18 protein-coding genes and 1 riboswitch are annotated in these 19,166 nt (G+C 70.4%); of the genes, 10 read left to right on the top strand and 8 right to left on the bottom strand.

Features of this window, described 5'->3' with window-relative positions; genetic code table 11:
* Positions 1–116 precede the first annotated feature (116 nt).
* Both ABZ471_RS03340 and thrC read right to left on the bottom strand, forming a co-directional pair.
* Positions 117–392, bottom strand: a complete 276-nt coding sequence (locus tag ABZ471_RS03340; RefSeq protein WP_359061874.1) for a MoaD/ThiS family protein — start codon at positions 390–392, stop codon at positions 117–119.
* Positions 389–1,672 carry a threonine synthase gene (gene thrC / locus ABZ471_RS03335; protein WP_359061872.1) on the bottom strand — a complete coding sequence of 428 codons (1,284 nt, stop codon included), beginning with the start codon at positions 1,670–1,672 and terminating at the stop codon, positions 389–391. The genes ABZ471_RS03340 and thrC overlap by 4 nt, the downstream gene beginning before the upstream one ends.
* A 17-nt stretch (positions 1,673–1,689) precedes the next feature.
* Positions 1,690–1,836: riboswitch (SAM riboswitch) on the bottom strand.
* A gap of 160 nt (positions 1,837–1,996) precedes the next feature.
* Between thrC and ABZ471_RS03330 the strand changes: the two genes are divergently transcribed.
* Positions 1,997–2,992: a glucosyl-3-phosphoglycerate synthase gene (locus ABZ471_RS03330; protein ID WP_359061870.1), complete on the top strand. Its 996-nt coding sequence runs from the start codon at positions 1,997–1,999 to the stop codon at positions 2,990–2,992.
* An 86-nt stretch (positions 2,993–3,078) separates the two neighbouring features.
* On the top strand, positions 3,079–4,497 hold the full coding sequence (locus ABZ471_RS03325; RefSeq protein ID WP_359061868.1) for a trehalose-6-phosphate synthase: 1,419 nt from the start codon (positions 3,079–3,081) through the stop codon (positions 4,495–4,497).
* On the opposite strand, the gene otsB is transcribed toward ABZ471_RS03325, so the two are convergent.
* Genes otsB through ABZ471_RS03310 form a run of 3 tightly spaced genes read right to left on the bottom strand, consistent with a single transcriptional unit; the run spans position 4,494 to position 6,880 of the window.
* Positions 4,494–5,327 carry a trehalose-phosphatase gene (otsB, locus tag ABZ471_RS03320; protein WP_359061866.1) on the bottom strand — a complete coding sequence of 278 codons (834 nt, stop codon included), beginning with the start codon at positions 5,325–5,327 and terminating at the stop codon, positions 4,494–4,496. The genes ABZ471_RS03325 and otsB overlap by 4 nt on opposite strands.
* 42 nt (positions 5,328–5,369) lie before the next feature.
* Positions 5,370–5,594: a DUF3263 domain-containing protein gene (locus tag ABZ471_RS03315; RefSeq protein ID WP_359061864.1), complete on the bottom strand. Its 225-nt coding sequence runs from the start codon at positions 5,592–5,594 to the stop codon at positions 5,370–5,372.
* Between the two features lie 35 nt (positions 5,595–5,629).
* Positions 5,630–6,880, bottom strand: a complete 1,251-nt coding sequence (locus ABZ471_RS03310; protein WP_359062269.1) for an extracellular solute-binding protein — start codon at positions 6,878–6,880, stop codon at positions 5,630–5,632.
* A gap of 139 nt (positions 6,881–7,019) precedes the next feature.
* On the opposite strand from ABZ471_RS03310, the gene ABZ471_RS03305 reads away from it, so the two are divergent.
* The 4 genes from ABZ471_RS03305 to hisC all read left to right on the top strand — a co-directional run bounded on the left by ABZ471_RS03305 (position 7,020) and on the right by hisC (position 11,654).
* Positions 7,020–7,961: an ROK family protein gene (locus tag ABZ471_RS03305; protein WP_359061862.1), complete on the top strand. Its 942-nt coding sequence runs from the start codon at positions 7,020–7,022 to the stop codon at positions 7,959–7,961.
* On the top strand, positions 7,961–9,142 hold the full coding sequence (gene nagA, locus ABZ471_RS03300; protein ID WP_359061860.1) for an N-acetylglucosamine-6-phosphate deacetylase: 1,182 nt from the start codon (positions 7,961–7,963) through the stop codon (positions 9,140–9,142). The genes ABZ471_RS03305 and nagA overlap by 1 nt, the downstream gene beginning before the upstream one ends.
* A gap of 119 nt (positions 9,143–9,261) precedes the next feature.
* A complete protein-coding gene (locus ABZ471_RS03295; protein WP_359061858.1) occupies positions 9,262–10,191 on the top strand; it encodes a 1-phosphofructokinase family hexose kinase in 930 nt (309 codons plus the stop codon).
* 335 nt (positions 10,192–10,526) lie between these two features.
* On the top strand, positions 10,527–11,654 hold the full coding sequence (hisC, locus tag ABZ471_RS03290) for a histidinol-phosphate transaminase (protein ID WP_359061856.1): 1,128 nt from the start codon (positions 10,527–10,529) through the stop codon (positions 11,652–11,654).
* On the opposite strand, the gene ABZ471_RS03285 is transcribed toward hisC, so the two are convergent.
* Positions 11,617–12,882, bottom strand: a complete 1,266-nt coding sequence (locus tag ABZ471_RS03285; protein WP_359061854.1) for an MFS transporter — start codon at positions 12,880–12,882, stop codon at positions 11,617–11,619. The genes hisC and ABZ471_RS03285 overlap by 38 nt on opposite strands.
* Positions 12,883–12,962: 80 nt before the next feature.
* Between ABZ471_RS03285 and ABZ471_RS03280 the strand changes: the two genes are divergently transcribed.
* From ABZ471_RS03280 to ABZ471_RS03270, 3 genes are read left to right on the top strand one after another with little or no spacing between them, the layout of a single operon-like run.
* Positions 12,963–14,291: an ATP-grasp domain-containing protein gene (locus ABZ471_RS03280; RefSeq protein WP_359061852.1), complete on the top strand. Its 1,329-nt coding sequence runs from the start codon at positions 12,963–12,965 to the stop codon at positions 14,289–14,291.
* Entirely contained in the window at positions 14,275–14,946 is a 672-nt protein-coding gene (locus ABZ471_RS03275) for a hypothetical protein (protein WP_359061850.1), read from the top strand. Before ABZ471_RS03280 ends, ABZ471_RS03275 begins: the two co-directional genes overlap by 17 nt.
* Before the next feature lie 51 nt (positions 14,947–14,997).
* Positions 14,998–15,411, top strand: a complete 414-nt coding sequence (locus ABZ471_RS03270) for a DUF2000 family protein (RefSeq protein ID WP_359061848.1) — start codon at positions 14,998–15,000, stop codon at positions 15,409–15,411.
* 25 nt (positions 15,412–15,436) lie between these two features.
* Here the strand turns inward: ABZ471_RS03270 and ABZ471_RS03265 are convergent, their stop codons facing one another.
* Both ABZ471_RS03265 and cdgB read right to left on the bottom strand, forming a co-directional pair.
* Positions 15,437–16,405, bottom strand: a complete 969-nt coding sequence (locus ABZ471_RS03265) for a carbohydrate-binding protein (protein WP_359061846.1) — start codon at positions 16,403–16,405, stop codon at positions 15,437–15,439.
* Positions 16,406–16,525: 120 nt separating this feature from the next.
* Positions 16,526–18,181, bottom strand: a complete 1,656-nt coding sequence (gene cdgB / locus ABZ471_RS03260; protein ID WP_359061844.1) for a diguanylate cyclase CdgB — start codon at positions 18,179–18,181, stop codon at positions 16,526–16,528.
* Positions 18,182–18,528: 347 nt separating this feature from the next.
* Between cdgB and ABZ471_RS03255 the strand changes: the two genes are divergently transcribed.
* Entirely contained in the window at positions 18,529–19,101 is a 573-nt protein-coding gene (locus tag ABZ471_RS03255; protein WP_359061842.1) for a flavin reductase family protein, read from the top strand.
* The last annotated feature ends 65 nt before the right edge of the window (positions 19,102–19,166 follow it).

Here is a 19,166-nt window from a genome sequence, read left to right as displayed (position 1 = left end):
CCCAACTGTACCGCGCTCAATCACACAGAATTGCCCCCTCCGCTTCTCTCACGGAGGGGGCAATCTGTTGAACAATCGGTAACCTGGGTTACCGAAGGTAATGATCGGTCATTCTGTCAGCCGCCGGCGACGGCCGGAATGATGGAGACACCGGCACCTTCCGGGGTCGCGGTCTCCAGGCCCTGCTCGAAGCGGACGTCGTCGTCGTTGACGTACACATTGACGAAGCGGCGCAGCTTGCCCTGGTCGTCCAGCACCCGGGCGGCGATCCCGGTGTGGTTCTTCTCCAGGTCCTCGATGACCTCGGCGAGGGTCGCGCCGTCGGCGGCGACCTCGGCCTGTCCGCCGGTGTAGGTGCGCAGGATGGTGGGGATGCGAACGGTCACGCTCATGCGAGGCCAGCCTCTCGGAAGGAGTCCAGGGTCGGGCGGATGGTGGCGGTGAGGCCGGTGCCGGCCACCGCGTCCAGCGTCTTGAGGCCGTCGCCGGTGTTGAGGACGACCGTGGTGAGCGACGGGTCCAGGACACCGTTCTCGATGAGCTTCTTCGCCACGCCGACAGTCACTCCGCCGGCGGTCTCCGCGAAGATGCCCTCGGTCCGGGCCAGCAGCTTGATCGCGTCCACGACCTGCTCGTCGGTCACGTCCTCCACCGCACCGCCGGTACGCCGGGCGATGTCGAGGACGTACGGGCCGTCGGCCGGGTTGCCGATGGCGAGGGACTTGGCGATGGTGTTCGGCTTCTGCGGGCGGACCACGTCGTGGCCGGCCTTGAAGGCCGTCGACACCGGCGAGCAGCCCTCGGCCTGCGCGCCGAAGATCTTGTAGGGCCGGTCCTCGACGAGCCCGAGCTTGATCAGCTCCTGCAGCCCCTTGTCGATCTTCGTCAGCTGGGAGCCGGAGGCGATCGGGACCACGATCTGGTCCGGCAGCCGCCAGCCGAGCTGCTCGCAGATCTCGTACGCCAGGGTCTTGGAGCCCTCCGCGTAGTACGGCCGCAGGTTGACGTTGACGAAGCCCCAGCCCTCGCCGGCCGGGTCACCGATCAGCTCGGAGCAGAAACGGTTCACGTCGTCGTAGTTGCCCTGGATGCCGACCAGTTCCCCGCCGTACACCGCGGCCATGACGACCTTGCCCTGCTCCAGGTCGTGCGGGATGAACACGCAGGAGCGGAAGCCGGCGCGGGCCGCGGCGGCGCCGACGGCGCCGGCCAGGTTGCCGGTCGAGGAGCAGGAGAGCGTGGTGAAGCCGAAGGCGCGCGCGGCCTCCAGTGCCTGGGCCACCACCCGGTCCTTGAAGGAGTGCGTCGGGTTGCCGGAGTCGTCCTTCACGTACAGCCCGCCGGTGACGCCCAGCTCGCGCGCCAGGTTGTCGGCCTTGACGAGCTGGGTCCAGCCCGGGTTGATGTTGGGCTTGCCGGCCACGTCGGCGGGGACGGGCAGCAGCGGCGCGTAACGCCAGATGTTCGCGGGACCGGCCTCGATGCGCTTACGCAGCTCTTCGGCGTCGTAGGCGGAGAAGTCGTACGCGATCTCCAGCGGGCCGAAACACTCCTCGCAGGCGAACACGGGCCCGAGGGGAACCCGGTGGCCGCACTCGCGACAGCTCAGGGCTGCGGCGGGACCGAGGTCGACGGCGGGATTGCTGGTGCTTGCAACTGTCTGCACAGCCATGGAGGCGAGGCCCTTTCTCCTCATCTTCCTCACGACGCATCTCGCCGTGAGACGGATTTGGCACCTTCCCTAGCCGGGAGCCTCGCCACGTCAACGTGACAAGACCGGCTGGAGGGTTGCCGGGGCTTCAACGGGCCGTATCCCTCTGCCCCTCTGGATGAGCGGTATTCGGTTGTCAACGCGTCTTGACCCCTCGACATGCGATGGTCATCGGCGTTGTTCAAGACTGTAACCGAAGGCCAGGACAGTTGAGATAGTCGTCCGAACCGCGAGATGGATCACACGGTCACCCCCTGTGATCACGACAGTGAGGAGCCGCAGACCGTGCTGGAAGAAGTCGAACACTGGCTGACCACCCGCTCCTGGTCCGCGACCGACCGTCCGCTCCACCGGATACTCGCCGCCAAGCAGCGCACGGGTCAGTCCGTCTCCGTCGTCCTGCCCGCGCTGAACGAGGAGGAGACCGTCGGCGACATCGTCGCGGTCATCCGCCACGACCTCATGCAGCAGGTCCCACTGGTCGACGAGATCGTCGTCGTCGACTCCGGGTCCACCGACCGCACCTCTATGGTCGCCGCCGCCGCGGGCGCGCGGGTCGTCCACCGCGACGACATCCTCCCGCGCATCCCGGCCGTCCCCGGCAAGGGCGAGGTGCTGTGGCGCTCCCTGCTGGTGACCAGCGGCGACATCATCTGTTTCATCGACGCCGACCTGAAGGACTTCTCCTCCGACTTCGTCTCCGGGATCGTCGGCCCGCTGCTCACCGAACCGGGCGTCGACCTGGTCAAGGCGATGTACGACCGTCCGCTCGCCGGCTATGAGGAGGTGTACGCCGAAGGAGCTCCGCAGAAGGGCGGTGGCGGGCGACGGGTGGGACAGGGCGGCCGGGTCACGGAACTCGTGGCCCGCCCGCTGCTGAACCTGCACTGGCCGCAGCTGGCCGGATTCGTGCAGCCGCTGGGCGGCGAGTACGCGGCCCGCCGCTCGCTGCTGGAACAGCTGCCGTTCCCGGTGGGCTACGGCGTGGAGCTGGGCATGCTGGTCGACGCCCTGCACCTCGTCGGCCTGGACGCCCTCGCCCAGGTCGACGTCGGGGTGCGCAAGCACCGCCACCAGGACGGGCAGGCCCTCGGCCGCATGGCCGCGGCGATCTACCGCACGGCCCAGCTGAGGCTCGCCCGCGGCCACCTCGTCCGGCCCTCCCTCACCCAGTTCGAGCGCGGTGAGGACGGGTTCGAGCCGCGCACCTATTCGGTGGACACCGAGGAGCGGCCGCCGATGGCGGAGATCGCGGAGTACGCGGCGCGCCGGGTGGCGTGAGGGGCGCACGAAAACGGCTGTATACAGCCCCCTTCCGGGGCGGACCGTACGTTTGAGCGTTTCGGGGCCGGGCTAGGTTGAGGCGTATGGCTTCCACCCACGGTGCTGAGGTGCTGGTCGCGTCCAATCGCGGCCCGGTTTCGTACGAGGTCCTCGAGAACGGCTCGCTGCACGCCCGACGGGGCGGCGGCGGGCTGGTCTCGGGTCTGTCGGCCATCGGGCCGGACACGGACGCGGTGTGGGTGTGCGCCGCGCTGGGCGACGGCGACCGGGAGGCGGTACGGCGCGCGGGCGGCGGCCTGCTGCCGGCCGAGGAGACCGGCGGGCAGCGGGTGCGGATGCTCGGCATCGACGCGACCGTGTTCTCCGACGCGTACAACGGCATCGCCAACTCGGTGCTGTGGTTCGTCCACCACATGCTGTACCAGACGCCGCTGGAGCCGATCTTCGACGCGGAGTTCCGGCGGCAGTGGGCGTCGTACGAGGCGTACAACCGCGCCTTCGCCGAGGCGCTGGCGGAAGAGGCGGCGGACGGCGCCGCGGTACTCATCCAGGACTACCACCTGGCCCTCGCCCCCCGGATGCTCCGGCAGCTCCGCCCCGACCTGCGCATCGGCCATTTCTCGCACACCCCGTGGGCCCCGCCGGACTACTTCCGCCTGCTGCCCGACGACATCGCGGCCGAGCTGCTGAGCGGCATCCTGGGTGCGGACCGGGCCGCGTTCCTGACCCGGCGGTGGGCGGACGCGTTCACCGACTGCTGTCACACGGTGCTGGGTCCCGGCATCCCGTCCGGAACCCGGATCGGGGTGCACGGGCTGGGGGCGGACGCGGACTTCCTGCGGGAGCGGGCGCACCGGGCGGACGTGACCGAGCGGATGGCCGTGCTGCGGGAGGAGATCGGCGAGGGGCGCCGGACGATCGTCCGGGTGGACCGCACCGAACTGTCCAAGAACATCGTGCGCGGCCTGCTGGCGTACCGGCAGCTGCTGGAGGACCACCCCGAGTGGCGCGAACGGGTGGTCCATGTGGCCTTCGCCTATCCGTCCCGGCAGGACCTGGCCGTCTACCGCGACTACACGGCGGAGGTGCAGCGGGTCGCGGAGACGATCAACTCCGTGTACGGGACCGCGGGTTGGACCCCCGTCGTGCTGCACGTCAAGGACGACTTCGCGCGCTCCCTGGCCGCGTACCGGCTCGCGGACGTCGCCCTGGTCAACCCGATCCGGGACGGCATGAACCTGGTCGCCAAGGAGGTACCGGTCGTCTCCGACGAGGGGTGCGCGCTGGTGCTGTCCCGGGAGGCCGGGGCGTACGAGGAGCTGGGCGAGGACGCGATCGTGGTGAACCCGTACGACATCGGGGGGACGGCGAGGGCGTTGCACGAGGCGCTGAGCCTGCCGGGAGGTGAGCGGGCGGAACGGTCGAAGAGGCTGGCCGCGGCCGCCACGGCGCTGCCGCCCGTTCAGTGGTTCCTGGATCAGCTGCACGCGCTCGACGGCTAGGGCGTGTGTTCCGCCAGAGCTCGCAGGAGCGCCACGACCCCTCCCGGGCCGTCCACCACGACGTCTGCGCGTTCTGCCAGTTCCGTGACCTCGCTGCTGCCGCTGCAGACCAGCAGGCCGGGGGTGCCGTCGGAGCGGAGTTCGTCCACGGCCGCGAAGGCGGGGAGGTCGCCGAGGTCGTCGCCGGCGTAGAGGACGGACTCGGCGCCGGTGGCGCGGACGTGGTCGAGGAAGGCGACCCCCTTGTCCGTGCCCGGCGGGCGTAGTTCTAGGACCAACCGGCCGGGCTCGACGATCAGGCCGTGCCGGGCGGCGAGGTCGGCGAGGGGTTCGCGCAGGGCCTCGAAGGCGGCCTGGGGGTCGTCGGCGCGGCGGGTGTGGACGGCGACGGCGCGCCCTTTCTCCTCGATCCAGGTGCCGTGCCAGGCGCCGACCCGGTCCAGGAGGCCCGGCAGCTCGGCGCGGACCGCGGCCACGCCGGGGTGGGGCGGGGGCGCGGTGACGGTGCCGGTCACGGCGTCCCAGCGCTCGGCGCCGTAGTGGCCGAGGACGACCAGGTGTTCCAGGCCGGGCACGCCCGCGAAGCCGCCGTACCGCACCGCGACCCCGGCGGGCCTGCCGGTGATCACGGCGACGGAGGCCACCTTGGGGGCGAGCGCGGCGATGGCGGCCACGGCGTCGGGGTGGGCGCGGGCCTGCTCGGGGTCTTCGACGATCGGGGCGAGCGTGCCGTCGAAGTCCAGCCCGATCACTGCTGAGCCGGGCTTCGCGAGCAGCGCCTGCAGTCCGTCCCGGCCGGCCTTGGTCGCCGGAGTCGGCAGAAGGTCCATACAGCGACAGTATCCAGCGCGGGCTCCGGTCACTCCTGGGGCTCAGCGCTCGGATCGGCGTGCCTCGCGGACGCGGCGCAGGCGGTTCACCGTCACCGGATCCAGCGCGAGCGCCCGCTCGTCGTCCAGCAGGGCGTTGAGGAGCTGGTAGTGGCGCACCGGTGCCAGGCCCAGTTCCTCGCGTATCGCCCGTTCCTTCGCGCCGGGGCCGGGAAAGCCCCGGCGCTCCAGCGCGAGGATGGCCTTCTCACGGCTGCCCAGTTCCATGGGGGCAACCGTAACGCCGGCCACGGACAGCCGGCTCAGTTCACGTCGCTGCTGTCCGCCGCCGTCGCCGTCGACTGGAGGCGGGTCAGTATGCCGATGGGGCTGCCGCCGGGGGCGACCGCCTGGCCTATGTCCTTCTTCACGGCCGCGCTGACCGCCGCCCAGGAGGTCTTGCCGACGGGATACAGCTCGGAGGTCGGCAGCTGGTCGAGGAAGGGGTGCAGGTCCTTGTCCGCGGCCGCGCCCGACTGGGTCATGGTGTCCGACGCGGAGCCGGTGACCGGCAGCAGCCCGTACTCGCGGGAGAAGGCGAGGACGTTCTTCTCGTTGTAGACGAAGTCGAGGAAGTCACCGATCTGCCGGGCGTGCCCGTTCTGCCGGAAGCCCATCATCCAGTCGGCGACGCCCATCGAGGCCTTGGCCTTGCCGGCCCGGCCCGGCATCGGGACCATGCCGAACTTCACGCCCTTCTTGGCGGCCTGCTGGATCAGCGTGGGATGCCCGTTGAGCATGCCGACCTGGCCGTCGGCGAAGGAGGCGAAGGCGGCCGCGCGGTTGAGCCTGCCGGGTGCCACGGGTCCGGTCAGTCCCTTGCCGACCAGCTCGTCCTTGAGCCAGGTGAGGGTCTGGATGTTCTGCGCCGAGTCGATCGTGTAGGTGCCGAGGGCGTCGGTGTAGCCGGTGCCGTTGCCGCCGCTCAGCAGCCACTGCATGGTCTCGGCCTGGGCCTCCTCGGAGCCGAGCGGCAGCGCGTAGGGGTACTTCACGCCCTTGGCCTTGAGCGCCTTCGCGTCGGCGGCCAGCTCGCTCCAGGTGGTCGGCGGGGTGATGCCGGCCTGGGTGAAGAGGGTCTTGTTGTAGAAGAGCACCCGGGTGGAGGCGGCGAACGGGATGCCGTACTGCACGTGCTTCCACTCGCCCGCGTCGGAGAGCTGGGAGAGGAAGTCGGCCTGGGTGCGGATGGAGAGCAGGTCGGAGGCCTGGTACAGCTTGCCCGCGGCCGCGTAGTCGGCGTAGGCGCCGATCTGGGCCAGGTCGGGGGCGTGTCCGGCGTCGACCATCTCCTTGACCTTGCGGTCGACGTCGTTCCAGGAGTAGACGCTGACCTCGACCTTCACGCCGGAGTGCTGGGACTCGTACGCGTCGGCCAGCTTGTCCCAGTACTTCTGCGAGCTGTTCGCCTTGGAATCGCCGTAGTCGGCGGCGACGAGTCTGAGGGTCACGTCGGAGGACCCCGTGCTCCCGCAGCCGCCGAGGACCGCCGTCATGCCCAGTGCGGACACCACCGCGATCGTTCCTGCCGTACGCCGAAGCACCGTCAAAGCCCCAACCCTGCTGTCTGACCGTTCAATATGTGGACACATAAGGTCTACACCACGTGAGTGGACTAGACCTCTTGTGGGTCCGGGGGTCACACTGTCCCCCGTGAGACATGTCATCGCCCTGGACGTGGGCGGTACCGGGATGAAGGCGGCCCTCGTCGGCGACGACGGCGCGCTGCTGCACCGCGCCCGCCGGGCGACCGGTCGCGAGCGCGGGCCCGAGGCGGTGGTCGAGGGCATCCTCGGCTTCGCCGCCGAGCTGCGCGCGTACGGCGTGGAGCGCTACGGCGAGCCCGCCGCCGCGGCCGGCCTCGCGGTCCCCGGCATCGTCGACGAGGAGCACGGCGTCGCCGTCTACGCGGCCAACCTCGGCTGGCGGGACGTACCCCTGCGCGAGCTGCTCGCGAAGCGGCTCGGCGTGCCCGTGGCGCTCGGCCACGACGTGCGCACCGGCGGGCTCGCCGAGGGCCGGATCGGCGCGGGCAAGGGCGCCGACCGGTTCCTGTTCGTGCCGCTGGGCACCGGCATCGCCGGGGCCATCGGCGTGGACGGGCGGGTGGAGGCGGGCGCGCACGGCTTCGCCGGCGAGATCGGCCATGTCGTCGTACGGCCCGGCGGGACCCCGTGCCCCTGCGGGCAGCGCGGCTGCCTGGAGCGGTACGCCTCCGCGTCCGCCGTCAGCGAGGCGTGGGCGGCGGTCTGCGGGGACCCGGACGCGGACGCGGCCGACTGCGCGAAGGCCGTCGCGTCCGGTGACCCGAACGCCGTCCGGGTCTGGCAGGAGGCGGTGGACGCGCTCGCCGACGGGCTGGTCACCGCGCTCACCCTGCTGGACCCGCGCACGCTGATCATCGGTGGCGGCCTGGCCGAGGCGGGGGAAGTGTTGTTCCAGCCACTGCGGGACGCCGTCCGGCAGCGGGTCACCTTCCAGAAACTGCCGTCCATCGTCCCCGCCGCCCTCGGCGACACCGCCGGCTGCCTGGGCGCGGGACTTCTCGCCCGGGATCTCCTCGACTCCACGGACCCTACGGAGGTAACCGCCTGATGGCTCCCAGCTTGGTTCTCGCAGGTGCTCGGGTGGTGCTGCCCGGCGGGGTGGCGGACGACGGGCGTGTGGTCGTGGAGGGCACGAAGATCACGACGGCCGCGGCGGCCGGCGCCGAGGGCACGGCGGCCACGGGCGCAGCTCCCGCGGCCGCCGAGGTCCTCGACGTCCGCAACCACTGGCTGGTCCCCGGCTTCGTGGACATCCACAACCACGGCGGCGGCGGAGCCTCCTTCTCCGGTACGGCCGAGGACGTCCTGACCGCCCTGCGCACCCATCGCCTGCACGGCACGACCACGCTGGTCGCCTCCACGGTCACCGACGAGATGGACCTGCTGGTGCAGCAGGCCGGACTGCTGAGCGAACTGGCCGAACAGGGCGACATCGCCGGCATCCACTTCGAGGGGCCGTTCATCTCCCCGTGCCGCAAGGGCGCCCACTCCGAGGAGCTGCTGCGCGACCCGGAGCCGGCCGAGGTGCGCAAGCTGATCGACGCGGCGCGCGGCCGGGCGAAGATGGTCACCCTCGCCACCGAGCTGCCGGGTGGCATCGACTCCGTACGGCTGCTGGCGGAGCACGGCGTGATCGCCGCCATCGGCCACACGGACGCCACCTACGAGCAGACGGTCGAGGCCATCGACGCGGGCGCCACCGTCGCCACCCACCTCTTCAACGCCATGCCCACCCTCGGCCACCGCTCCCCCGGCCCGATCGCCGCCCTGCTGGAGGACGAGCGGGTGACGGTCGAGCTGATCAACGACGGCACCCACCTCCACCCCGCCGCACTGGAGCTGGCGTTCCACCACGCGGGCGCCTCCCGGGTCGCGTTCATCACCGACGCGATGGACGCGGCCGGCATCGGCGACGGCCGCTACATGCTCGGCCCGCTGGAGGTCGAGGTCAGCGAGGGCGTGGCCCGTCTGGTGCACGGCGGCTCGATCGCGGGCTCCACGCTCACCCTGGACCGCGCCTTCAAGCGGGCGGTGACCGTCGACCGCCTGCCCGTCCAGGACGCGGTGGCGGCCCTCTGCGCCAACCCGGCCCGCCTGCTGGGCCTCTTCGACCGCATCGGCTCCCTGGAGCCCGGCAAGGACGCGGACCTGGTCCTGCTGGACGCGAACTTCGACCTCAAGGGCGTGATGCGCCGGGGTGAATGGGTGGTCACGCCCCAACTGCCCTGATCCGTGCCCTGCTTCGCCGGACGGCGGCCGATCCTCGCACTGGGCCGGCCGCCGTCTCTTTGGCATGATCGTGCCCCCGGAAACCGATGGCGCACGGACTTCGAGGGAGGTCGGCCCGGGTGATCCTCACGGTCACACTGAACACCGCTCTCGACATCACCTATCGCGTACGGTCCCTGCGGCCGCACGCTTCGCACCGCGTCTCGGACGTCATCGAACGGCCGGGCGGCAAGGGCGTGAACGTGGCCCGGGTGCTCGCGGCCCTCGGCCACGAGGTGACGGTCACCGGGTTCGCCGGCGGTGCCACGGGCCGCGCGGTGCGCGACCGGCTCGCCGGGACACCCGGGGTGACGGACGCCCTGGTCCCGGTCACCGGGGCGACCCGGCGCACGATCGCCGTCGTCGACGAACTCTCCGGCGACACGACCCAGTTGAACGAACCGGGCCCCCACATCTCCCCCACCGAGTGGGGCGCCTTCCTGGACCGCTACGAGGAACTCCTGCCCTCCGCCTCGGCGGTGGCCCTGTCCGGCAGCCTGCCGCCGGGGGTGCCGGTGGGCGCCTACGCGGGCCTGATCCGCACGGCACGCACCCTCGGCGTCCCCGTCCTCCTGGACACCAGCGGAGAACCCCTGCGCCGCGGGGTGGCCGCCCGCCCCGACATCATCAAGCCCAACTCCGACGAACTGGCCGAACTCACCGGCTCCCACGAGCCGTTGCGTGCCACCCAGGACGCCCGCCGCCGAGGCGCCCACGCGGTGATCGCCTCCCTCGGCCCGGAGGGCCTGCTCGCGGTCACCCCCGAGGGCCGCTGGCGCGCCGCCCCACCCGCCCACGTCCACGGCAACCCGACGGGCGCGGGCGACTCGGCGGTGGCGGGCCTGCTGTCGGGCCTGGTGGAGCACCTCCCGTGGCCGGACCGCCTGGCCCGCGCGATCGCACTGTCGGCAGCGACGGTACGGGCACCTGCGGCGGGCGAGTTCGACCGGGCGGCGTACGAGGAGCTGCGGGGGCGGGTGGCGGTGACCGGAGTGGTCAGCGCGGCGTGATCCTCGCGAAGAGGACTGCAACTGGCGTGCCCCTGCTCGGTGTTGCGTAAGTCACTGTCCGACAGACGGGCGGCGCGTCCGCATCGCGGGCGAAGCAGTGTGCGTGTGAGATACAGATACAAGTGCAGACGCATGACATGTGTGTGGCAGGTACGTGTCGCGACCGCATATCAGCAGGTCACCGCCATCGAGTTTCACTCATTGAAGGCTCAATATGCGCCAAATGAAAGGGTTTGATTGCATTCGGCGGCGCATTCCATGAAGCATCGTTGACTGTGCGTCCAGGCGAGTTGACGTCGGCGCATGAAAGAGCACGAACCTGGGGGGAGAGGCACATGGGTCACCCACGTCCCGCACGGGACGCGAGTCCCATAATACGGACTGCGCTGGGGAGCATCCCGGCGTACCGGCCAGGGCGGTCCACGCCACAGACCTACAACACGCCACAGACCTACAAACTGTCGTCGAACGAGAACCCCTTCCCGCCTCTGCCAGGCGTCATCGAGCGCGCGGCAGCGGCGGCCCAGCGGCTGAATCTCTACCCGGACCTGCGGTGCACCGGACTCGTCCACGAACTGGCCACACGGCTGGACGTACCGGAGGAGCATCTCGCTACGGGCACCGGATCGGTCGGCGTGACCCAGCAGCTTCTTCAGGTCACCTGCGAACCCGGCGACGAAGTCCTGTACGCCTGGCGGTCCTTCGAGGCGTACCCCGTGCTGACCCACGTCGTGGGGGCGCGGCCTGTGCAGGTGCCGTTGACCGACGGAGAGGCGCACGACCTCGACGCCATGGCGGACGCGATCACCGAGCGGACCCGGCTGATCTTCGTGTGCAATCCCAACAACCCCACCGGCACGATCGTGCGCCGGGCAGAGCTGGAGCGGTTCCTGGACCGGGTGCCGGCCGACTGTCTGGTGGTGCTCGACGAGGCGTACATCGAGTTCGTCGACGACCCGGACTACCCGGACGGCATCGAGCTCTACCGGGACCGGCCCAACGTCTGCGTACTGCGCACCTTCTCGAAGGCGTACGGTCTCGCCGGACTCCGCGTGGGCTACGCCGTGGCGCACGAGCCCGTCGCCACCGCGCTGCGCAAGGTGGCGGTGCCCTTCGGCGTGACCCAGTTCGCGCAGGACGCGGCCGTGGAGTCACTGCGGTCCGAGGAGGCGATGCGGGAACGGGTCGCAGCCGTGTCGGCCGAGCGCGAGCGGGTGTTCGGCACACTCGTGGAGCAAGGGTGGCGAGTGCCGCCGTCGTACGCCAACTTCGTCTGGCTGCGCACGGGGGAGCAGACCGACGCGTTCAGCGAAGCCTGCGAGAACGAGGGCATCCTCGTCCGCGCGTTCGGCGGCGAGGGCGCCCGGATCAGCCTGGGCACCCCGGCCGCCAACGACCACTTCCTGTGGGCCGCAGAGCGCTTCCTCAAGCAGTGTCCGGACGTCCGGCGGGATCACCGGTAGCTCCCCGGGCGCGGATCGCGCCGCGCAGAGCCCACTGGCCGACGGCGGCCAGACAGCACAAGCCTGCGCACACGTACCAGAGAAGCGAAGCACTGATCGTCAGCAGATGTGTGCCACCGAGTGGTGCGGTGAACGAGCCTAGACCCCAGGCCAGTCCGTACCACCCGTTGTAACGGCCACGCAGCTCCACGGGGGCGAGATCCGCCACCACTGCCGCGCCGATCGAGGTCAACAGGACCTCGCCCACCGTCCACACGACGACGGCGGCGGCATATCCGGGAGTCGAGGAGACCCACGCGGTCACCGCGTTCCCGGCGGCCATCAACAGCATTCCGGCCACCAGCCCATGGGTCCGATCGAGGTGACTCAGGCGGTGTCCGAGCAGCGGCTGGAGCAGCACGATCGTCAGCCCGTTCAGGGCCATGACGAGTCCGTACGACGAGGTGGGCAGGGAGTCCTGCTCCATGGCGAGAGGCAGGGTCGTGAGGGCCTGCATGAACACGAAGGCGCAGAGCAGCGTGACGACGACGAAGGCGACCATCACTCGGTCCCGCAGGACGTCGGTGGCGCGTCCGCCGGCCGCTCCGGGGGCCCGGTCGACCCGCTGTTCGGGCACGCCCCGCCACACCAGCACGCCGAAGAGCACACAGGTCATGGCGTCGATCCAGAACAGGGTCAGGAAGCCCTGCCGGGCCAGTGCCCCGCCGATGGCCATCGACAGGGAGAAGCCGAGGTTGACCGCCCACAGCAGCATGCCGAAGGCCCGCGGCCGGTGCTCCGCCGGGATCAGGTCGGCGACGATCGCCTGCGAGGCCGGCCGGAAGAGATCCATGGCGACACCGAGGGCGAAGGCCAGGACGACGATGACCGCCGTGTGCCGCGCGTAGCCGAGACCGATCATCGCCGCCGCGGTGACGAGCATCCCTCCGGTGAGCGCCACCCTGCGGCCGAACCGGTCCGCGATCGCACCGCCCACGGGCTGTGACACCACCCCGCCCGCACCGAGCACCGCGAGCACGGCCCCGACCTCGGTGGCGGAAAAGTTCCGGCCGCCGCTCAGGTAGTAGGAGAGAAAGGGAATCACCATGGTCCCGAAACGATTGATCAGCGTTCCGGACCAGAGAATCCAGAAAGGTCTCGGAAGACCTCCGAATCGCGTGTCTATTAGCGTCCGCGTGGCCTGAAACCGACCTTTGGTTTGTGCGGACTCGATCTCTTCAACCGACATGGGACCAGATCTTCGCACGTCCCCGTCGACGGAAACAACAGACCTAATTGACCGGCAAGCAGAGAACACAAGGGGAAACCGTGAGGATTCATCCGCCCGAGGGCGGGAACGAGGCAGCGAACGAGACCGTGAACGCAGGGCACGTCGTCCTCGTCGACACGTACGAGACCGCGTCGCACGGCGTTCCGCAGACCGCCCGGCACATCGCCCCGGCCTTCCGGCGCGCCGGCTGGTCGTGCGTCCGGGTGCAGAGCGCGCCGGAGCCGCCCGCCGTCTACCGCTCGGCCCGGCCGACGCTGGAGAACTACGTCGCCAACATCACCCACGACGGCGATCTCGCCCGGACCGTGGAGCAGTTGCGGCCGTACGCACCGGTGGCCGTGGTCGCCGGCGGCGAGTACGGCGTGGCCTTCGCCGACACCCTGAGCGAAGCACTGGGCGGCACCGTCCCGACCAACGGAACCGCCCTCAGCCGGGCCCGCCGGGACAAGGCCGAGATGGCGGAGAGGGTCCGCGCCGCCGGACTGCGCACGGCCCGGCAGCTGCGCGCCGAGACCGAGGCGGAGCTGGTCGAGTGGCACCGCAAGACCGGTGGCCGGATCGTCGTCAAGCCGCTGAGCAGCGCGGGCGGCGACGGCGTCTCGTTCTGCGACACCCCCGAGGAGTCGGCCGCCGCGTTCCGCTCCCTCGTCGGCGCGCCGGACATCTTCTCGCTGCCCAACACCGCCGTGCTGGCCCAGGAGTACCTGGTCGGCACCGAGTACATCGTCAACACGGTCAGCCGGGACGGGCTCCACCACGCCGCCGAGATCTGGTCCAGCTCCCGCTACAGCGTCAACGGCGTACGGGACCTGTCCGGGGCCTGCTTCATCGTCGAGCGGCAGGGCAAGGTCCAGGACCAGCTGGTCGAGTACGCGTTCGGGGTCCTGGACGCGCTCGGCATCCGGCACGGCCCGGCGCACGTCGAGCTGAAGCTGACCCCCGAGGGCCCCTGTCTCATCGAGGCCGGCGCCCGGCTCTCCGGCGGCGACCTCCCCCACTACGCCCACCTGGCCACCGGCGAGTCCCAGCTCGACTGGACCGTCGACGCCTACGTACGGCCCCGCCGGTTCGCCGCGCGCCGCGGACAGCCGTACACGATCGACCAGTACTTCGCCTGGGTCGCCCTCATCTCCCCGCTGGCCGGGAAGCTCAGGAAGTACCGGAACACCGACGAGATCCGCTCACTGGAGAGTTTCCGCGAGATGTGGGAACTGGTGCGCCCCGGCGGCGAACTCGTTCGCACCGTCGACGACACCACATATCCAGTGATCATCAATCTGATGCACGACACCGAAGCAGTTCTGCAGCGCGACATGGGCACCATACGATATCTGGACGGGACGGGATTTTATGAGCTTGCGGACTGAGAACCTGACGACCCCGAATTCGCCCGCCGACGCCTCCGCGGCGGCGCCCGAGGGAATTTCCCCTCGTTTCCACGCCGACATTCCGGCGGCCCCGCGCTATGCGTCCGTCGCCACCCTCGCCGACGATCCCGCGGGGCTGACGTGCAGTGTCACCGTCGGTCTGCGGTGGGGCGCGAGCAGCGGGAAGGCCGGACGGCTCCTCGGGTACCCCTCGTTCGAGGAGGCGGCCGAGTCGGTGAAGGACGGCCGCCACGACGCCCTGCTGGTGGCCGGCGCCTATCCGGAGATCCGCACGTTCTTCTTCGACGCCGGCCTGTCGGCGGTGGAGAGCTTCATCAGCCCCCTGCCCGACATGGTCTTCGCCGCGCCGGAGCACAACGCCGCGCTGGAGCGGTTCGACACCGTGCACTACCACCCGGCGACCAGGGTGCTCTTCGAGACACACGTCCAGGGCCGTACGAACGACGCCGTGCAGGCCACCTCCAACAGCGCCGCGTGCCGTGACGCCCTGGAGAACCCCGGCCAGGCGGCGGCGATCACCAACCGTACGTGCGCCGACCACTACGGACTGACGACCCTCAAGGTCCTCTCCCGGGGAACCCCCATGAGCTTCGTCGTCTTCGAACCGAAGAACCGCAGGAACCAGCAGAGTTAGAGTCAGCCGAGTAAGCCGAGTTCAGCAGAGACACCGAGGAACCGCATCACCATGCCCGAACTGCTTCGCACCGTCATCGCCGTCGACAAGAACCTCGAAGCGGGGGCCGTCGCCAACGCCTCGGCCGTCGTCATGGGCCAACTGGCCCGGCTCAACGCCGAGATCTACGCCGACGACGTCCACGACGCGGACGGGGCGCTGCATGCCGGGATCCGGTTCAACACGGTGATCCTCTCGGGCCGCAGCAGCCATCTGCTGCTCCTCGCCGAGGCGGCCCGGGCCGAGGGCCTCCGACCAGTGCTGTTCGGGACCCGCGGCCAGGAACTCAGCAACCGCTTCGACGACTACCGCGCGATGTGCGCCGAGTCGCCCACCAGCGACCTCGGTGTATGCGCAGTGGGCGTCACAGGCGAACACGAACACATCCGCACCCTGACAAAGCGCTTCAGCGTGTACAAGGGGTAGCCGGCATTCCGGAGATCAGCGCGGCCTAGCTGTCCCGCTTGACCTGGCCCTTCTTGATCCAGAGCTGGTCCAGCAGGACGTTGCACTTGTCGCCGGCCTGGCAGGAGATGGAGATGGTGTTGGGGCCCTTGTTCAGGGTCGGCCACACATAGGAAGTGGTCCAGCCCTTGGCGAAGTCCCCGTCGGCCGCATGCCGGTAATTGTCCAGGCCCAGCTTGCTGCCGAACTCCTTGCCGTTGACGGTGACCGTCATCGACTGGTCCTCGCCGGTCGCGCTGTAGTTCACGAAGAGGGTGTACGGACCGTCCTCGGGAATGTTGTCGACCGTCCAGGTCACCGAGGAACCGACCGTGTTGAGGCCGCCCACGTAGGCACCACCGGAGGCCTGCGCGCCGCTGACGTCCGAGGCCGTGGCCGCACCGCCGGACAGCTGGACGGACTTGTCCGCGGCATCGGCCTTCGGCAGCTCCCCCGCAGCCGCCGAGCTGCTGCCCGACGGGCTCGGCTTGCTGCTCTGGGACTGGGTCGGGGACGTGCCCGAGACGGTGTCGGACTTGTCGTCGTCCGAGCCGTTGATGATGGCGATGCTGATGCCTACGACGACCGCGGCGACCACCGCGATGGCGCCGATCAGCAGGCCCTTGGTGTTGGGGCCTCGGCGGCCGGCGGGCGGTGCGGGCTGCCGGCTGGTCGGTGCGCCGCCGGAGAGGGTCTCGGGGGCCTGGTAGTGGGCGTTCGGCTGGCCGTAGGTGCCCTGCTGCTGCGGGATGGTGGGCTGCTGACCGTAGGCACCCTGCTGCTGGCCGTAAGGGCCCGGCTGCTGGCCGTACTGGCGCTCGCCGACCGCGCGCACCCTGCTGCTCCTGCTGACCGAGTTCGGGTAGCCGTAACCGCCGGACGGCGGCTGGGCACCTCTGGCCTGGCCGTCGGCGTACAGATAGCCGAACGGGTCGTCGTCCTCGGGCGTGCTCGCGCCGTTGTCGCCGGGCGTCATCCCTGGTACTCCTCAGCAGGTGGTGCGGGCGGATGCGATACAGGTGTGGAATGGCGAGCCTACCCGCTCCGGCTGACCCAAACGGGTGACTCAGACCGCATCAGCTCACTGACCTGCAGATCATCCGGCGCGTCGATGCTGTTTGGGACGAGATCGTTTCTCTACGTACATCCGCTCGTCGGCTGACTTCAACACTTCGTCCGCAGTCATGCCGCAGTGTGCCCACCCGATGCCGAAGCTGGCGCCCACCCGGACCGCCCGGCCCTCGGCGCGGATCGGCTGGATGATCTCGTTGCGCAGGCGTACGGCGAGGTCCTGGGCGTCGGCCTTGCCCAGGCCGTCGGCGAGGATCACGAACTCGTCGCCGCCGAGCCGGGCGACCGTGTCCCCGTCCCGCACGCCCCTGCTGAGCCGGCGGGCGACCTCGATCAGGACCGCGTCGCCCGCGTTGTGGCCGAAGCGGTCGTTGATCGACTTGAAGCCGTCCAGGTCGCAGAAGAGGACCGCGAGGCCCTTGGTGCCGTCGTCGCGGCCCTCCTCGGGGGCGACGGTGTGGACGTGGTGGTCGAAGCCCTCGTACGACTCCGCGCCCGGGGCGAAGTCGAAGCCGTGGGCGGTGGGGGTGTCGAAGGCGGGGTGTCCGTAGGCCGCGTCCAGGGACTCCAGGGCGCCGGGCTGGGCCGCACGCTGGCACAGCCGGGCCGCCAGGCGCGAGCGCAGCTCGGCGGAGTTCGGCAGGCCGGTGAGGGAGTCGTGGGAGGCGCGGTGGGCGAGCTGCAGCTCGCGGCGCTTGCGCTCCTCGATGTCCTCGACGTGGGTGAGCAGGAAGCGCGGGCCGTCGGCGGCGTCGGCGACGACGGAGTTGCGCAGCGAGACCCACACGTAGGTGCCGTCGCGGCGCCCGAGGCGGAGTTCCGCGCGGCCCCCCTCGGCGGAGGTCCTCAGCAGCGTGCCGATGTCCTCGGGGTGGACGAGGTCGGAGAAGGAGTAGCGGCGCATCGCGGAGGCGGGGCGGCCCAGCAGGCGGCACAGGGCGTCGTTGGTGCGCAGGATCCGGCCGTGCTGGTCGCCGCCCATCTCGGCGATCGCCATGCCGGAGGGGGCGTACTCGAAGGCCTGCCTGAAGCTTTCCTCGCTGGCTCGCAGGGCCTGCTGCTCGCGCTCCAGGCGGACCAGGGCACGCTGCATGTTGGCTCGTAGACGCGCGTTGCTGATCGCGATGGCGGCCTGGAAGGCGTACATCTGGAGGGCCTCGCGGCCCCAGGCGCCGGGGTGGCGGCCGTTGCGCGGCCGGTCGACGGATATGACGCCGAGCAGTTCGCCGCAGGAGCCGCCCTGCACGCCGGGCGTGTACATCGGCGCGAAGAGCCGGTCGGAGGGGTGCCACTCGTCCTCGAAGCGCGGCGCGGGCCCGTCGGTGTACCACTGCGGGACGTCGTCGTCGTCCAGCACCCAGCCCTCGGTGTGCGGTATGAACACCAGGTCGCCCCACTGCTCGCCCATGTTCAGCCGCCGCAGCCAGGATTCGCGGGAGCCGACCCGGCCGGTGATCAGGGCCTCGGCCGCGGAGTTGCCGGAGAACGCGGCGACCACGAGGTCCCCGTCCGGGCGTACGAGGTTGACGCACGCCATCTCGAACCCGAGGGCGCTCACCGCGCCGTCGGCGACGGTCTGCAGTGTGTCCGCCAGGCTGCGCGCCGTGTTCATGTCAGCCATGACCTGGTGCAGCTGCCGCAGGGACGCAAGGCGGACATACGGCTCCGACTCGGTCTCCATGCTCGCCCTCCCCCCGAGACCTCGCAGCGAATCAAGGGTTGTCTTCGGCGCTTCCTTACGCTGGTGCTCTTGTGTGCTCTTACAGCTTCCCGCCACTGAATCACAGCGCGCTGCCCACTCGGTACACAGGGTCAACAATTCCTGTCCCTTGTGACTCAAGTCACAGGGGAACATGAACAATTGAGTGGAGTTTCTGCGTTTTCCCTGTGTGATTACTGAACGCAGTCTTTGTCAGTGTGTTCGGATGATGCACACATCGGCGGCGCTTCCTGGTCCCGCGGTCCTAGGACCCGGCTCGGGCCAGGGTCCGATGCGGCGCGCAGGGTACGGAGATTAGCGTTTCCGGCGTGCTGAAGACTCCCTCACCCACCGCCGCACCCCCGTCCGGGCATGCTGAGGGGGTGAGCAACGACGAGTTCCGGGCCGCGATGTCCCGGCTGGCCGCGGGCGTGGTCCTGGTGACCGCGCAGGAGCCGCCGCTGGACCCGGACGACCCGACCGCGCCGGGCGTCGAGGACGTCGGCATGACCGCCACCGCCTTCATGTCCGTCTCGCTGGACCCGCCGCTGGTCCTGGTCAGCCTGCGCACCGGCGCCCGCATGGACGACCTGCTCGACGAGCAGCCGCTGTGGGCCGTCTCGGTCCTCTCCGAGAGCCAGCGTCACATCGCCGGCCGCTTCGCCATGAAGGGCCGCATCAGCGACCGCCTGCTCTTCGAGGACCTCCCCTACGTCCGCGGCGAGGCCACCGGCGCCCCGCTGATGGGCGGCGCGCTGGCCACCCTGGAGTGCCGCACCGAGCAACGGGTGACGGCCGGCGACCACACCCTCGTCATCGGCCGGGTACTGACCGCGCGGGTGCCGAGCGCGGAGGGCGGGGCGCTGCTCTATTTCCGGGGCCGTTACCGGCAGTTGGGGTAATCGGGCACCGCGGAATTCCGGCCGTGCCGTGAACGCCCCGCCTAATGTGCGCGGATGACCGCTCG

The organism is Streptomyces sp. NPDC005728 (assembly GCF_040630895.1).
Classification (GTDB): Bacteria; Actinomycetota; Actinomycetes; order Streptomycetales; family Streptomycetaceae; genus Streptomyces.
The sequence above is the reverse complement of the archived record's forward strand: the minus strand, read 5'-3'. Positions and strand labels throughout refer to the sequence as shown.

Excerpts from the sequence above, each read along its gene's own strand:
- ABZ471_RS03340 (WP_359061874.1), bottom strand. The coding sequence starts at position 392 with ATGAGCGTGACCGTTCGCATCCCCACCATCCTGCGCACCTACACCGGC.
- thrC (WP_359061872.1), bottom strand. The coding sequence starts at position 1,672 with ATGGCTGTGCAGACAGTTGCAAGCACCAGCAATCCCGCCGTCGACCTC.
- ABZ471_RS03325 (WP_359061868.1), top strand. The coding sequence starts at position 3,079 with ATGGCTTCCACCCACGGTGCTGAGGTGCTGGTCGCGTCCAATCGCGGC.
- otsB (WP_359061866.1), bottom strand. The coding sequence starts at position 5,327 with ATGGACCTTCTGCCGACTCCGGCGACCAAGGCCGGCCGGGACGGACTG.
- ABZ471_RS03315 (WP_359061864.1), bottom strand. The coding sequence starts at position 5,594 with ATGGAACTGGGCAGCCGTGAGAAGGCCATCCTCGCGCTGGAGCGCCGG.
- nagA (WP_359061860.1), top strand. The coding sequence starts at position 7,961 with ATGGCTCCCAGCTTGGTTCTCGCAGGTGCTCGGGTGGTGCTGCCCGGC.
- hisC (WP_359061856.1), top strand. The coding sequence starts at position 10,527 with ATGGGTCACCCACGTCCCGCACGGGACGCGAGTCCCATAATACGGACT.
- ABZ471_RS03285 (WP_359061854.1), bottom strand. The coding sequence starts at position 12,882 with ATGTCGGTTGAAGAGATCGAGTCCGCACAAACCAAAGGTCGGTTTCAG.
- ABZ471_RS03275 (WP_359061850.1), top strand. The coding sequence starts at position 14,275 with ATGAGCTTGCGGACTGAGAACCTGACGACCCCGAATTCGCCCGCCGAC.
- ABZ471_RS03270 (WP_359061848.1), top strand. The coding sequence starts at position 14,998 with ATGCCCGAACTGCTTCGCACCGTCATCGCCGTCGACAAGAACCTCGAA.
- ABZ471_RS03265 (WP_359061846.1), bottom strand. The coding sequence starts at position 16,405 with ATGACGCCCGGCGACAACGGCGCGAGCACGCCCGAGGACGACGACCCG.
- cdgB (WP_359061844.1), bottom strand. The coding sequence starts at position 18,181 with ATGGAGACCGAGTCGGAGCCGTATGTCCGCCTTGCGTCCCTGCGGCAG.